Annotated in this window: 15 protein-coding genes; 10 read left to right on the top strand and 5 right to left on the bottom strand. The window is 72.0% G+C overall.

Annotation, left to right across the window (positions count from 1 at the left end):
- The first annotated feature begins 55 nt into the window (after positions 1-55).
- Positions 56-1,468 (top strand): cytochrome ubiquinol oxidase subunit I, encoded by a 1,413-nt coding sequence (locus M8C11_RS23910; protein WP_252453295.1) that lies wholly within the window; start codon positions 56-58, stop codon positions 1,466-1,468.
- 17 nt (positions 1,469-1,485) lie between these two features.
- The gene (gene cydB / locus M8C11_RS23915) at positions 1,486-2,484 is read left to right on the top strand and encodes a cytochrome d ubiquinol oxidase subunit II (RefSeq protein WP_121684271.1); all 999 of its coding nucleotides are present in this window, start codon (positions 1,486-1,488) and stop codon (positions 2,482-2,484) included.
- Positions 2,485-2,555: 71 nt separating this feature from the next.
- On the opposite strand, the gene M8C11_RS23920 is transcribed toward cydB, so the two are convergent.
- Together M8C11_RS23920 and M8C11_RS23925 are read right to left on the bottom strand one after the other, a co-directional pair.
- On the bottom strand, positions 2,556-3,245 hold the full coding sequence (locus M8C11_RS23920) for a hypothetical protein (RefSeq protein ID WP_120569893.1): 690 nt from the start codon (positions 3,243-3,245) through the stop codon (positions 2,556-2,558).
- Between the two features lie 65 nt (positions 3,246-3,310).
- Positions 3,311-3,775: a peroxiredoxin gene (locus M8C11_RS23925; RefSeq protein WP_256487405.1), complete on the bottom strand. Its 465-nt coding sequence runs from the start codon at positions 3,773-3,775 to the stop codon at positions 3,311-3,313.
- A 90-nt stretch (positions 3,776-3,865) separates the two neighbouring features.
- On the opposite strand from M8C11_RS23925, the gene M8C11_RS23930 reads away from it, so the two are divergent.
- Both M8C11_RS23930 and M8C11_RS23935 read left to right on the top strand, forming a co-directional pair.
- Positions 3,866-4,258 carry a YciI family protein gene (locus tag M8C11_RS23930; protein WP_128136883.1) on the top strand — a complete coding sequence of 131 codons (393 nt, stop codon included), beginning with the start codon at positions 3,866-3,868 and terminating at the stop codon, positions 4,256-4,258.
- Between the two features lie 19 nt (positions 4,259-4,277).
- Complete coding sequence (locus M8C11_RS23935) at positions 4,278-5,498, top strand: RNA polymerase sigma factor (protein WP_252453298.1); 1,221 nt, start codon at positions 4,278-4,280, stop codon at positions 5,496-5,498.
- 18 nt (positions 5,499-5,516) lie between these two features.
- Here the strand turns inward: M8C11_RS23935 and M8C11_RS23940 are convergent, their stop codons facing one another.
- The gene (locus M8C11_RS23940) at positions 5,517-6,350 is read right to left on the bottom strand and encodes a patatin-like phospholipase family protein (RefSeq protein WP_252453301.1); all 834 of its coding nucleotides are present in this window, start codon (positions 6,348-6,350) and stop codon (positions 5,517-5,519) included.
- 72 nt (positions 6,351-6,422) lie between these two features.
- On the opposite strand from M8C11_RS23940, the gene M8C11_RS23945 reads away from it, so the two are divergent.
- On the top strand, positions 6,423-7,151 hold the full coding sequence (locus tag M8C11_RS23945; protein WP_252453304.1) for an SDR family NAD(P)-dependent oxidoreductase: 729 nt from the start codon (positions 6,423-6,425) through the stop codon (positions 7,149-7,151).
- 50 nt (positions 7,152-7,201) lie between these two features.
- On the opposite strand, the gene M8C11_RS30330 is transcribed toward M8C11_RS23945, so the two are convergent.
- Positions 7,202-7,327 (bottom strand): hypothetical protein, encoded by a 126-nt coding sequence (locus tag M8C11_RS30330; protein ID WP_255419521.1) that lies wholly within the window; start codon positions 7,325-7,327, stop codon positions 7,202-7,204.
- A complete protein-coding gene (locus M8C11_RS23950; protein ID WP_252453307.1) occupies positions 7,324-8,742 on the bottom strand; it encodes an OFA family MFS transporter in 1,419 nt (472 codons plus the stop codon). The genes M8C11_RS30330 and M8C11_RS23950 overlap by 4 nt, the downstream gene beginning before the upstream one ends.
- Before the next feature lie 179 nt (positions 8,743-8,921).
- Between M8C11_RS23950 and pdxY the strand changes: the two genes are divergently transcribed.
- The 5 genes from pdxY to M8C11_RS23975 all read left to right on the top strand — a co-directional run bounded on the left by pdxY (position 8,922) and on the right by M8C11_RS23975 (position 13,611).
- Positions 8,922-9,773 (top strand): pyridoxal kinase PdxY, encoded by an 852-nt coding sequence (pdxY, locus tag M8C11_RS23955; RefSeq protein ID WP_252453310.1) that lies wholly within the window; start codon positions 8,922-8,924, stop codon positions 9,771-9,773.
- A 97-nt stretch (positions 9,774-9,870) separates the two neighbouring features.
- A complete protein-coding gene (locus M8C11_RS23960) occupies positions 9,871-10,335 on the top strand; it encodes a helix-turn-helix transcriptional regulator (protein WP_252453313.1) in 465 nt (154 codons plus the stop codon).
- A gap of 5 nt (positions 10,336-10,340) precedes the next feature.
- Positions 10,341-10,751: a VOC family protein gene (locus tag M8C11_RS23965; protein ID WP_252453316.1), complete on the top strand. Its 411-nt coding sequence runs from the start codon at positions 10,341-10,343 to the stop codon at positions 10,749-10,751.
- 8 nt (positions 10,752-10,759) lie between these two features.
- On the top strand, positions 10,760-11,209 hold the full coding sequence (locus tag M8C11_RS30435; protein WP_305884561.1) for a pyridoxamine 5'-phosphate oxidase family protein: 450 nt from the start codon (positions 10,760-10,762) through the stop codon (positions 11,207-11,209).
- Positions 11,210-11,235: 26 nt separating this feature from the next.
- Positions 11,236-13,611, top strand: a complete 2,376-nt coding sequence (locus tag M8C11_RS23975) for an excinuclease ABC subunit UvrA (protein WP_252453319.1) — start codon at positions 11,236-11,238, stop codon at positions 13,609-13,611.
- Positions 13,612-13,647 lie beyond the last annotated feature (36 nt).

Consider the following 13,647-nt stretch of genomic DNA (forward strand, 5'->3'; position numbering starts at 1 on the left):
CGACGACGAGTAGTATCTACTACGTCTCGTAGTATGCACAGCTGGGGGTTTTCTGGTGGACGCGTTGGACGTCGCCCGCTGGCAGTTCGGTGTCACCACCGTCTACCACTTCTTGTTCGTGCCGTTGACCATCGGCCTGTCCGTGCTGGTGGCGATCCTCCAGACCATGTGGCACCGCACCGGCAACGAGCGGTACCTCAAACTCACCAAGTTCTACGGCAAGCTCTTCCTGATCAACTTCGCGATGGGTGTGGTCACCGGCATCGTGCAGGAGTTCCAGTTCGGCATGAACTGGAGCGACTACTCCCGCTTCGTCGGCGACATCTTCGGCGCGCCGCTGGCCATCGAGGCCCTGGTCGCGTTCTTCCTCGAATCCACCTTCATCGGCCTGTGGATCTTCGGCTGGGACCGGCTGCCCAAGCGCCTGCACCTGGCCGCGATCTGGGCCGCCGCGATCGGCACCAACCTGTCGGCGTACTTCATCCTCGCCGCGAACTCGTTCATGCAGAACCCGGTCGGCTTCCGGATCAACCCGGAGAGCGGCCGCGCCGAGCTGACCGACTTCGTCGCCGTGCTCACCAACAAGGTCGCCCTGGTCACCTTCCCGCACACCTTGGCCGGCGCGTTCCTGGTCGCCGGGTCGCTGATGGTGACCGTCGGCCTGTGGCACGTGATGCGCAACCGCGACAGCGCCGACACCGGCGCGTACCGCTTCGCCACCAAGCTCGGCTCCTGGGTCGTCCTGTTCTCCTCGGCGCTGGTCGTCCTCACCGGCGACATCCAGGGCAAGATCATGACCGACGTGCAGCCGATGAAGATGGCCGCCGCCGAGGGCCTCTACACCACCGAGAGCCCCGCCTCGTTCTCCGTGCTCACGGTCGGCAGCCTCGACGGCAGCCGTGAGCTGTTCGCCATCAAGATCCCGTACCTGCTGTCGTTCCTCGGCACCGGCGACCCCAACGGCACCGTCCAGGGCATCAACGACCTCCAGGCCCAGTACGCCAGCCAGTACGGCCCCGGCAACTACGCCCCGATCATCCCGGTCACCTACTGGAGCTTCCGGTTCATGATCGCCTTCGGGCTGGCCGCCGCCGCGATCGCGCTGCTGGTGCTGTGGAGCCAGCGCAAGGGCCGCACCCCCACCAGCAAGTGGCTGCTGCGCGCCGGCCTGGTCATGCCCGTGCTGCCGCTGCTGGCCAACTCCTTCGGCTGGATCTTCACCGAGATGGGCCGCCAGCCGTGGATCGTCTTCGGCGAGATGCTCACCCGTGACGGCGTGTCCCGCAGCGTCTCCCTGACCGAGGTGCTCACCTCCTTCACCGCGTTCACGCTCATCTACGCCGTCCTCGCGGTGGTCGAGTTCAAACTGCTGGTCCGCTACGCCCGCGCCGGCGTACCGGACGTCACCCCGCAGACCGACGACGACGACACCGACGACGCCGAGCGCCCGCTGGCGTTCGCCTACTGACACCCCGGAGCCCAACCGTGGAACTGACGACCGTCTGGTTTCTCCTCGTAGCAGTGCTCTTCACCGGCTACTTCATCCTCGAAGGCTTCGACTTCGGCGTCGGGATGCTGCTGCCGGTGCTCGGCCGCGACGACCGGCAGCGCCGCGTCCTGATCAACACCATCGGCCCGGTCTGGGACGGCAACGAGGTGTGGCTGATCACCGCCGGCGGCGCCATGTTCGCCGCCTTCCCCGAGTGGTACGCCACCCTGTTCTCCGGCTTCTACCTGCCGCTGCTGCTCATCCTGCTGGCCCTGATCGCCCGCGGCGTCGCCTTCGAGTACCGCCACAAGCGGCCCGAGGCGTCCTGGAAGCGCCGCTGGGACCAGGCCATCTTCTGGGGCTCGGCGATCCCGGCCGTGCTGTGGGGCGTGGCGTTCGCCAACATCTTCCGCGGCGTGCCGCTGGATGCCGACCACGAGTACGTCGGCGGCCTGTTCGACCTGCTCAACCCGTACGCGCTGCTCGGCGGCCTGACCACGCTGGGGCTGTTCCTCACCCACGGCGCGGTGTTCCTGGCGCTGAAGACCACCGGTGACATCCGCGAGCGCGCCGGCGCACTCGCCGTCAAGCTCGGCGTCGGCACCGCCGTGGCCGCCGTGGCGTTCCTGAGCTGGACGCTGACCATCCGTTCCAGCGCCGCCGCCGTCGTGCTCGCCGTCGGCGCCGCCCTCGCCCTGCTCGGCGGTCTGGCCGCGGCCAGGGTACGCCGGGAGGGCTGGGCGTTCACCGGTACGGCGGTGGCCATCGCGCTGGCCGTGGCGACGCTGTTCGCCGCACTGTTCCCGAACGTGATGCCGTCCACCCTGGACGCGGCCGGCACGCTGACGGCCACCAACGCCGCGTCCACCCCGTACACCTTGAAGATCATGACCTGGGTGGCCGTGGTGTTCACGCCGATCGTGCTGGCCTACCAGGGTTGGACGTACTGGGTGTTCCGCCGCCGGATCGGGGTACAGAACATTCCGCAACACTGATCGACCTGTGGGCGCAGGGGACGCGGGGCCGGTGCGAGGGGGTCGCACCGGCCCCGCGGGGCGTCACGGGGTCAGCGCGCCTCGCGCAGCTCCGCCAGCCGCGCCTCGATCTCGGCCAGCTCGGCGCGCAGCTTCTCCGCCTGCTGCTCGGCCTCGGCCCGCTCGGCGGCCAGGATCTGCTCCACCGCCTCCTGCACGCCGGGCACGTCGACCAGCGCCACCATCCGCAGCGCCTCGGCCGGCTTCACCACGTACGGCCGGGCCAGCGCCTTCGTGCCCTGCTGCGCGGCCACCGTCCACTCGCCCTCGGCGTAGGCGAGCGTCACGGTCAGCCCCGGCGGGGTCTTCGGCTTGGCGGCCTTCACCGCTCGCTTCGCCGGCTTCGGCTCCGCCGGCGGCTGCTCGGTCTTCGGCTCCTCCCGTCGCGGCGCGGGCACCCGCGGCGTGTCCAGCACGAACGCGGGCTCCGGCGGCGCGGCCGGCGCCTGCTCCGGTTCCGGCTTCGCCTCGGCCGCCGGACGCCGCCCGGCGCCCTTGGGGGCGATCGCCACGTCGGCGGGGGAGAAGGGCAGCTCGTCGCGGCCGAACCGCACCACCACGAACTCCTCCGACGCCGCCGGGTCGGTCAGCTCCACCACCTGCCCGAGCTGCCCGGCCATCTGCCCGGCCGCCTCGGTGAACACCACCCGGGGCTTGCGGCCCGCCGCAAGAGCCTCCCGGATTCCCTGAACCTCGTCAGTGGACAAACCCTGACCCGCCATCACGCCCTCTTCCGTACACCTGTTTGACGCAGCCTTGATACCAGCCGGCTGCGACACCGCGATGATCAGCCCCCGAGGGCCCGCAGCGCCGCGTCGGCGTGCTCGTTCATGCTCAGCTCGCTGTGCACCACGGCGAGCACCCGCCGGTCGGTGCCGATCACGAACGTCATCCGCCGGGTGCTCAGCGCGCCCAGCGGCAGCCGCCGTCGCACCCCGAACGCCCGCGCCACCTCGCCGTCGGCGTCGGACAGCAGCGGATAGCCGAGCCCGTGCCGGCGGGAGAACTCCGCCTGCCGCTGCACCGGGTCCCGGCTGATCCCCACCCGCTGCGCTCCGACCGCCGCGAACTCCGCCGCCAGGTCCCGGAAGTGGCAGCTCTCCGCCGTGCAGCCCCGCGTCATCGCCGCGGGGTAGAAGAACAGCACCACCGGACCGGCGGCCAGGAACTCCGACAGGCGCCGTGGCGTGCCCGTCTCGTCCGGCAGCGTGAAATCCTCGACCAGGTCACCGACACCCACCGCGTCACTCATGACGCGAGGATATGTAGACATCGGCGATCCCGCTCCGTCGTACCGGGCGAGCGGCGGGGAGACACCGCCGCACGACGCGAAGGACAGACAGTGAAGTACGTGATCATGATCCACTCCAACCCGGAGCCGTGGGGGCACCCCACCTCGGAATACCTCGCCGCCCACCAGGAGCTGCCGGCCGAGGTACGCGAACGGCTCAACGCCGACTTCGAGCAGGTGATGACCGAGCTGCACGCCAACGGTGAGCTGGTCGTCGGCGAGGCGCTCGCCGACCCCCGCACCGCCCGGCTCTACCGGTGGAGCGACGGCGCGCCGCTGGCGACCGACGGCCCGTACTCCGAGGCCAAGGAACACCTCGCCGGCTTCTTCCTCATCGACGTCGAGGACCAGGCCCGCGCCGAGGCCGTCGCCGCGAAGTTCGCCGGCCCCGGGGAGACCGTCGAGCTGCGGCCCTCGATGTGGCCGGGCGGCTCCGATCAGTAACACCACGCCGCTCGCGGACGTGTGGCGCCGGGAGGCGCCGCACGTCCGCGCCGCTCTGCTGCGCCGCTACGGGCACCCCGACGCCTGCGAGGACGCCCTCCAGGACGCGGCGGAGGTCGCAGCCGCCCGGTGGCCGCTCACCGGCGTCCCCGACGAACCCCGCGCCTGGCTCATCCGGGTCGCCTCGCGGCGGCTGATCGACCGGATGCGCGCCGAGGAGGCCCGCACCCGCCGTGAGCGGCTCGACGCGGCCCGGCAACCCGGCGCCGGCGTCGTACCGCCCGTCGACGACACGCCGGTGACCGGCGCCGACGACACGTTGCGGCTGCTGTTCCTGTGCTGCCACCCGGCGCTGAGCCGCCCCTCACAGGTCGCGCTGACCCTGCGCGCGGTGGCGGGACTGCGGGTGGAACAGATCGCCGCCGCCTACCTGGTGCCGGCCCGGACCATGACCCAGCGGCTGAGCCGGGCCCGCGCGACCCTGCGCGAGGCCGGCGCCCGGTTCACGATGCCGCCACCGGACGCGCTGCCCGACCGGGTGGCCGCCGTGCTCGACGTGTGCCACCTGGTGTTCAGCGAGGGCTACACCCGCACCTCCGGTGACCAGCTCGTCGACGTCGAACTCGCCGAGGAGGCGATCCGGCTCACCCGGCAGGTCCACGCCGCGCTGCCCGGCCACCACGAGGTCACCGGCGCGCTGGCGCTGATGCTGCTCACCCACGCCCGGTCGCCCGCCCGCACCGACGCCGCCGGTGACCTCGTGCCGCTGGCCGACCAGGACCGCTCCCGCTGGCGACGCGACCTCATCGACGAGGGCGTCACGCTGCTCGGCCGGGCCCTGCCCCACGGCCCGGTGGGCCGCTACCAGCTCCAGGCGGCCATCGCCGCCGTCCACGCCGAGGCGCCGGCCTTCCCGGACACCGACTGGCTCCAGATCAGCGTCCTCTACGACATGCTGAGCCGGGTCGCCCCCAGCCCGTTCGTCACGCTCAACCAGGCGGTCGCCGTGGCCATGGCGCACGGCCCCGCCGTCGGGCTGGCCCTGCTCGACCCGCTGCTGGCCGACCCGGCGATGCGCGGCCACCACCGGCTGCACGCCGTCCGCGCCCACCTGCTCGAACTCGACGGCGACGCGCACGCCGCCGCCGAGCACTACATGCTGGCCGCCCGCCTCACCGGCAGCCTGCCCGAACAGCGCTACCTCAACCGGCGGCTGGCGCGCCTGACCAGCGACTCCTGATCCGTCCGGCGGCTGCGGTCACCGCCACACCCCGGCCACCTCGCCGGCCACCGCCTCGGCCTGCGCGAACCCGGCCCGCGCCGACGCCGCCCGCCGCGCCGGGTCCAGCACGTTGCGGCCGATCGCCGTCCGCGCCGCCCGGTCCGGCGACACCACAGCCACCCGCGCACCCGCCTCCCGCAACGCCGCCACCTGCGCCGACAGCCGCGGCATCGGGCCCACCGCGGCGCGCGTCGGCGCCAGGACCACCACCCGATCGCAGCCGGCCGCCAGATCCGCGTTCACCGGCGAGCGGACCCCGCCGTCGACGAAGCGCCGGCCGCCGACTGTGACCGGCGGCCACACCCCCGGCACCGCGCAACTGGCGCCGACCGCGTCCACCAGCGGCACCCCGCTGTCCGCGTCGAACACCACGAACTCGCCGGAGGCCGCGTCCACGGCGGTGACCAGCAGCCGCGCCGCCGGCCAGTCCGGTGACGGCAGCCGGGCCGCGATCACCGCCCGCCGCGACTGCTCCGACGGGGTACGCGCCGACAACGCCATCGCGCCGATACGCGCGCGGGCCCGCGCCGCGTCCCGGCCCCGACCGCCCGCCCACGCCCAGCGCAACAGCACCCCCGTCCCGAGCCGGGCCGGCACCTCGTCGCGGGGCGGCCGCAACTGCGCCTCGTACAACTGCGCCGGCGGCGTACCCGAGCGCACCTGCGCCCCGACCACCGACCCGGCCGACGTGCCCACCACCAGGTCAGCCTCGTCCAGCCGCAGGCCGTGCCCGGCCAGCCCGGCCAGCAGACCCAGCTCCCAGGCCACCCCGGTCACCCCGCCGCCACCCAGCACCAACGCGCGCCCCATGTGACAGTCCTCTCCACCCCGGATGGTCCCGCCCACGGTAACGTCGCCCCCACCGCACAGGGGAGAAGGGCATTGACCTCCATCACCATCATCACCGGGGGAGGGCGCGGCATCGGCGCGGCCACCGCCCGCCGGCTCGCCACCGAGGGCCACGACCTGGTCATCGGCTACCGCGCCGACCACGCGGCCGCCGAGGCGGTGGCCGCCGACGTGCGCGCCGCCGGCCGCCGCGCGGTCACCGTCGCCGCCGACACCACCGACCCCGACGAGATACGCCGGATCTTCGACGCCGCCGACCGGCTCGGCCCGCTCACCGGCCTGGTCAACAACGCCGGGGTCACCAGCCCGATCGGCCCGTTCACCGACCTGCGCGTCGACGACCTGCGCGAGGTCGTCGACGTCAACCTCATCGGGTACGTCCTGTGCGCCCAGCAGGCGGCCCGGCGGCTCACCCGCGGCGGGGCCATCGTCAACGTCTCCTCCGTGGCCGCGACGCTCGGCTCACCCGGGGAGTACATCCACTACGCCGCCGTCAAGGCCGCCACCGACACCCTCACCGTCGGGCTCGCGAAGGAACTGGCGCCGCACGGCATCCGCGTCAACGCCGTCGCCCCCGGCATCATCCGCACCACGATCCACGCCCGCTCCGGCGTGCCCGACCGTCCCGACACCGCCGCCGGGCGGATCCCGATGGGCCGGGCGGGGGAACCCGAGGAGGTCGCCGGCGCGATCGCGCACCTGCTCGGCGCGGACGCCTCGTACACCACTGGCGCGGTCCTGCGCGTCGGCGGCGGTCTCTGACCCGGCGGCGGCCCGGGGGTTGCCGCCCCCGGGCCGCCGCGTCGCGTCTCCTACTGGGTGAACAGCTTCGCCGCCGTGATCACGGTCTGCACCACGCCGTAGCCCAGCAGCGCCGACACCACCAGCCACGACACCACCAGGCGAACCAGCTGGCCGCCACCGCTGTGCTCGTTCATGATCCGCTCCTCTCCGTCGCCCCCGGCTGTCCCTGCTCCGTCTCGCCCCGCCCGGACGCGGGCTCGTGGTAACGCTGCGGCACCGGCCGTACCAGCAGGTTCGCCACCAGCCCCACCGCCAGCAGGCCGACCATCGTGAACAGCGCCGGCCGGTACGCCGCCGCGGTCAACGTGCCCGGCTCGCCCTGCGCGTCGAGGAACCCGTTGACGATCAGCGGCCCGGCCACGCCCGCCGCCGACCACGCGGTCAGCAGGCGGCCGTGGATCGCGCCCACCTCGAACGTGCCGAACAGGTCCCGCAGGTACGCCGGAATGGTCGCGAACCCGCCACCGTAGAACGACAGGATCACGGACGCCAGCAGCACGAACAACGCCGTCGAGGTCTGCCCCACCAGCGCCAGCACCAGGTACAGCACCATGCCCACGCCCAGGTACACCACGTAGATCGGCTTGCGGCCGATCACATCCGACGTGGACGACCACACGAACCGGCCCGCCATGTTGAACAGCGACAGCAGTCCCACGAACCCGCCGGCCGCAGCCACCGACACCGCCGACGTGCCGCCCTCGCGGAAGAAGTCCTGGATCATCGGGCTGGCCTGCTCCAGGATCCCGATCCCCGCGGTCACGTTGCAGAACAGCACCACCCACAGCAGCCAGAACGACCGTGTCCTGACCGCGTTGGCCGCCGACACGTTCGCGGTGGTCACCAGCGGCTTCTCGGCCACCTGGGCCGGGTCGAACCCGGCCGGGCGCCAGTCGGGCGCCGGCACCCGCACGTTGAACACCCCGAACATCATGATCACGAAGTAGCCGACGCCGAGCGTCACGAACAACCACACCAGCGCCGACCCCGACGCGGTGGAACCACTGTCGGACGGGTCGTAACCGGCGTCGTAGAACGACAGCAGCTGCCGGGACAGGGGAGAGGCCACCATCGCCCCACCACCGAACCCCATGATCGCCAACCCGGTCGCCAGACCCGGACGGTCCGGGAACCACTTGATCAACGTGGAGACGGGGGAGATGTACCCGATCCCCAGACCGATGCCGCCCAGCACCCCGTACCCCAGATACAGCAGCCACAGCTGCCCGGTCGCGATGCCCAGCGCCCCGACCAGGAACCCCGCGGCCCAGAAACACGCCGAGACGAACATCGCCTTACGCGGCCCGTTCGCCTCCACCCACGTACCGGCCACCGCGGCCGACAACCCCAGCATCACGATCGCGATGCTGAAGATCACCCCGATCGCCGTCTGCCCCGTGTCGAAGTGCGCGATCAGGGAGTTCTTGTACACGCTCGTGGCGTACACCTGCCCGATGCACAGATGGATCGCCAGCGCCGCCGGAGGGATCAGCCAGCGGCTGTACCCCGGCGGCGCGACGGTGTGCCGACGATCGAGTGCGGAAAGCATCGTTGCTTCCTCCGTCCAGATGGCGAGAACACCCGGCTTCATGCCCCCACCGCACGCTGCGCCCAAACCCGCCCCGCGCCCGGCGGTCGAAACGCCGAGCCGAACGGTCACCGCCGCAGCCACCCGTCATCACGCCACCACCACCTGTCACACCCGGCCCGGGATGCGACCATGAGCAGGTGAAGATCCTGTCCATCCAGTCGTCGGTCGCCTACGGCCACGTCGGCAACTCCGCCGCCGTGTTCCCACTGCAACGCCTCCGACACGAGGTCTGGCCGGTCCTGACCGTGCACTTCTCCAACCACACCGGCTACGGGGCCTGGCGAGGCCCGCTGCTCGCCCCCGCCGACGTCGCCGACGTCATCGCCGGGATCGAGGACCGCGGCGTGCTCGGCACCGCCGACGCCGTCCTCTCCGGCTACCAGGGCGACCCCGCCGTCGGCGCGGTCATCCTCGACGCCGTCGCCCGCGTCAAGGCCGCCAACCCGGCCGCCCTGTACTGCTGCGACCCGGTCATGGGCGACGTCGGCCGCGGCATGTTCGTCCGCCCCGGCATCCCCGAATACCTGCGCGACACCGTCGTCCCCCGCGCCGACATCGTCACCCCCAACCAGTTCGAGCTGGAATTCCTCGCCGGCCGCACCACCGACACCCTCGACGACCTGCTCGCCGCCGTCGACGCCGTCCGCGCCACCGGCCCCCGGCACGTCCTGGTCACCAGCGTCCTGCACGGCGACCTGCCCGCCGGCCACCTGGAGGTCGTCGCCGTCTCCGACGACGGCGCCTGGGCCGTCACCACCCCGCTGCTGCCGATCGCCCCCAACGGCGGCGGCGACGTCACCGCCGCCCTCTACCTCGCCCACCTCGCCACCACCGGCTCACCGCAGACCGCGCTGGAACGCACCACCAACTCGATCTACGCGGTACTCGAGGCGACCCTCGAAGCCGGCACCCGGGAACTGCAACTCGTCGCCACCCAGGACGCCATCGCCGACCCACCCACCCGCTTCACCGCCCGCCGGCTGCGCTGACCGCCGCCCGGGTGCGCCCGGGCCGCGGGTGCACCCGGCGGCGACTCGCCGCTCGAACAGGTGGACGACACCACCGCCCAGCAGGCAGGATGCGGACGTGCCACCGCACCCGGCCAACGACGACCCCGCGTTCGCCCAACGACTGCGCGACCTGACCCGGCTGCGCCGCGTCCGCGACCGCATCGACCGCGAGTACGCCAAACCCCTCGACGTCGAAGCCCTCGCCCGTGGCGAGCACATGTCCGCCGGCCACCTCAGCCGCCAGTTCCGCCAGACCTACGGCGAATCCCCGTACGCGTACCTGATGACCCGCCGCATCGAACGCGCCATGGCCCTGCTGCGCCGCGGCGACCTCAGCGTCACCGATGTCTGCTTCGCCGTCGGCTGCCAGTCCCTGGGCACCTTCAGCACCCGATTCACCGAACTCGTCGGCGAACCACCCAGCGCCTACCGCGCCCGCCACGCACCCGACACCGCCGAACCACCCCCGTGCCTGACCAAACAAGCGACCCGACCGATCAGGAATCGAGAAGCCCGCACCGGCCGGCCACCACTAGCGTGACCACCATGACGATCACCATTCACTACGCGTTCCTGCCCCACACCGACGCCGACGCCGCGCTCGCCTTCTACCGCGACACCCTCGGCTTCGAACTGCGCAACGACGTCGGCTACCAGGACATGCGCTGGCTCACCGTCGGCCCGCCGAACCAGCCCGAGACCGGCATCGTCCTGCACCCGCCGGCCGCCGACCCCGGCATCACCGACGACGAACGCCGCACCGTCCTCGAACTCATCGCCAAGGGCAGCTACGGCGCGCTCACCCTCGCCACCGACGACCTCGACGGCCTGTTCGACCGCCTCCAGGCCAGCGGCGCCGACGTCGTCCAGGAACCCACCGAACAGCCCTACGGCGTACGCGACTGCGCCTTCCGCGACCCCACCGGCAACCTGATCCGCATCAACGAGCGGCGCTGACCGCACCCATGACCGACGCGCCACGCACCCGCGCCCGCCGCCGCCACGACACCACCCACCGCCTCGACCACGACGTCGACTGCTGGGTCGCCACCGCCGACCCCGACGGCGCCCCGTACCTCGTGCCCCTGTCCTTCGACTGGGACGGCCACACGCTGCTCGTCGCCACCCCGGCCGGCAGCCCCACCGGCCGCAACCTCGCCACCGGCCGCGCCCGCGTCGGCCTCGGCCCCACCCGCGACGTCACCATGATCGACGGCGACGTGGAGAGCCTCGCCATCGACGCCCTGCCCACCGACCGCGGGGACCGCTTCGCCACCCGAACCGGCTTCGACCCCCGTACCCTGACCACGCCCTACCGCTGGTACCGCATCACGCCACGCCGCATCCAGGCCTGGCGCGAAGCCGACGAGCTGCCCGGCCGCACCCTGATGCGCGACGGCAGCTGGCTCGACTGACACCCGCAACACCGGACGGAGACACCATGAGCAAGGCCACCACCGGCCTGCACCACGCCGACAGCCACGACATCATCCGCGTCCACGGCGCCCGCGAGAACAACCTGCGCAACGTCGACGTCGAGATACCCAAACGCCGCCTCACCGTCTTCACCGGCGTCTCCGGCTCCGGCAAGAGCTCACTGGTGTTCGGCACCATCGCCGCCGAGTCCCAGCGCCTCATCAACGAGACCTACAGCGCCTTCGTCCAGGGCTTCATGCCCACCCTGTCCCGCCCCGAGGTCGACATCCTCGAAGGCCTCACCACCGCCATCATCGTCGACCAGGAACGCATGGGCGCCGACCCCCGCTCCACCGTCGGCACCGCCACCGACGTCAACGCCATGCTGCGCATCCTGTTCAGCCGCCTCGGCGACCCCCACATCGGCCCACCCAACGCCTACTCCTTCAACGTGCCCTCCGTACGCGCCGCCGGCGCCATCACCGTCGACCGCGGCCCCGGCAAGACCCAGACCAAGAAGGGCACCTTCAACCGCCTCGGCGGCATGTGCCCCCGCTGCGAGGGCCGCGGCGCCGTCACCGACTTCGACCTCACCGTCCTCTACGACGAGAAGCTGTCCCTCAACGAGGGCGCCATCACCATCCCCGGCTACACCATGGACGGCTGGTACGGCCGCATCTTCCGCTCCAGCGGCCTGTTCGACCCCGACAAGCCCATCCGCGACTACACGAAGCGGGAACTGGACGACCTGCTCCACAAGGAGCCCACCAAGGTCAAGGTCGACGGCATCAACGTCACCTACACCGGCCTCATCCCGGCCATCCAGAAGTCGATGCTCGCCAAGGACGTCGACGCCATGCAGCCGCACATCCGCGCCTTCGTCGAACGCGCCGTCACGTTCACCACCTGCCCCGACTGCGACGGCACCCGGCTGGCCCCCGAAGCGCGCTCCTCGAAGATCAACGGCATCAACATCGCCGACGCCTGCGCCATGCAGATCAGCGACCTCGCCACCTGGGTACGCGACCTGCGCGAACCCTCCGTCGGCCCGCTGCTCAAAGCCCTGGGGGACACCCTCGACTCGTTCGTCGAGATCGGCCTCGGCTACCTCAGCCTCGACCGGCCCGCCGGCACCCTCTCCGGCGGCGAGGCCCAGCGCACCAAGATGATCCGCCACCTCGGCTCGTCCCTCACCGACGTCACCTACGTCTTCGACGAACCCACCATCGGCCTGCACCCGCACGACATCGCCCGCATGAACAACCTCCTGCTGCAACTGCGCGACAAGGGCAACACCGTCCTGGTCGTCGAACACAAACCCGAGACCATCGCCATCGCCGACCACGTCGTCGACCTCGGTCCCGGCGCCGGCACCGCCGGCGGCACCATCTGCTACGAGGGCACCGTCGCCGGCCTGCGCGCCAGCGACACCACCACCGGCCGCCACCTCGACGACCGCGCCACCCTCAAGGACAAGCCGCGTACGCCCACCGGCGCGCTGCCCGTCCGCGGCGCCCGCACCCACAACCTGCGCGACGTCGACGTGGACATCCCCCTCGGCGTCCTGGTCGTGGTCACCGGCGTCGCCGGCTCCGGCAAGAGCAGCCTCATCCACGGCTCCCTGGCCAAACGCGAGGACGTCGTCAGCGTCGACCAGACCGCCATCCGCGGCTCCCGCCGCAGCAACCCGGCCACCTACACCGGCCTGCTCGACCCCATCCGCAAGGCCTTCGCCAAGGCCAACGGCGTCAAACCCGCCCTGTTCAGCGCCAACTCCGAAGGCGCCTGCCCGACCTGCAACGGCGCCGGCGTCATCTACACCGACCTCGGCATGATGGCCGGCGTCGCCAGCACCTGCGAGGACTGCGAAGGCAAGCGGTTCCAGCCGGCCGTCCTCGACTACCACCTCGGCGGCCGCGACATCAGCGAGGTCCTCGCCATGTCCGTCGACGAGGCCGAGACGTTCTTCAGCGAAGGCGAGGCCCGCACCCCGGCCGCCCACACCATCCTCGACCGGCTCGCCGACGTCGGCCTCGGCTACCTCACGCTCGGTCAGCCCCTCACCACCCTGTCCGGAGGGGAGCGGCAGCGGCTCAAGCTCGCCACCCGGATGGGGGACAAGGGCGGCGTGTACGTCCTGGACGAACCGACCACCGGCCTGCACCTGGCCGACGTCGCCCAGCTGCTCGGACTGCTCGACCGGCTCGTCGACGCCGGGAAGTCCGTCATCGTGATCGAGCACCACCAGGCCGTCATGGCGCACGCCGACTGGATCATCGACCTCGGCCCGGGCGCCGGTCACGACGGCGGCCGGATCGTCTACGAGGGCACCCCGGCCGATCTCGTGGCCGCCCGGTCCACACTCACCGGCGAACACCTCGCCGACTACGTCGGCGCCTGACCGCCGTACCCCGCTGAGGCCCCCGGCCGCGCCACG

This window comes from Micromonospora sp. CPM1, assembly GCF_023896895.1.
Classification (GTDB): Bacteria; Actinomycetota; Actinomycetes; order Mycobacteriales; family Micromonosporaceae; genus Micromonospora; species Micromonospora tulbaghiae.

Coding starts and splice junctions, on each gene's coding strand:
- M8C11_RS23920 (WP_120569893.1), bottom strand. CDS start 3,245: ATGGCGGGTCAGGGTTTGTCCACTGACGAGGTTCAGGGAATCCGGGAG.
- M8C11_RS23925 (WP_256487405.1), bottom strand. CDS start 3,775: ATGAGTGACGCGGTGGGTGTCGGTGACCTGGTCGAGGATTTCACGCTG.
- M8C11_RS23940 (WP_252453301.1), bottom strand. CDS start 6,350: ATGGGGCGCGCGTTGGTGCTGGGTGGCGGCGGGGTGACCGGGGTGGCC.
- M8C11_RS30330 (WP_255419521.1), bottom strand. CDS start 7,327: ATGAACGAGCACAGCGGTGGCGGCCAGCTGGTTCGCCTGGTGGTGTCG.
- M8C11_RS23950 (WP_252453307.1), bottom strand. CDS start 8,742: ATGCTTTCCGCACTCGATCGTCGGCACACCGTCGCGCCGCCGGGGTAC.
- M8C11_RS23965 (WP_252453316.1), top strand. CDS start 10,341: ATGACGATCACCATTCACTACGCGTTCCTGCCCCACACCGACGCCGAC.
- M8C11_RS30435 (WP_305884561.1), top strand. CDS start 10,760: ATGACCGACGCGCCACGCACCCGCGCCCGCCGCCGCCACGACACCACC.
- M8C11_RS23975 (WP_252453319.1), top strand. CDS start 11,236: ATGAGCAAGGCCACCACCGGCCTGCACCACGCCGACAGCCACGACATC.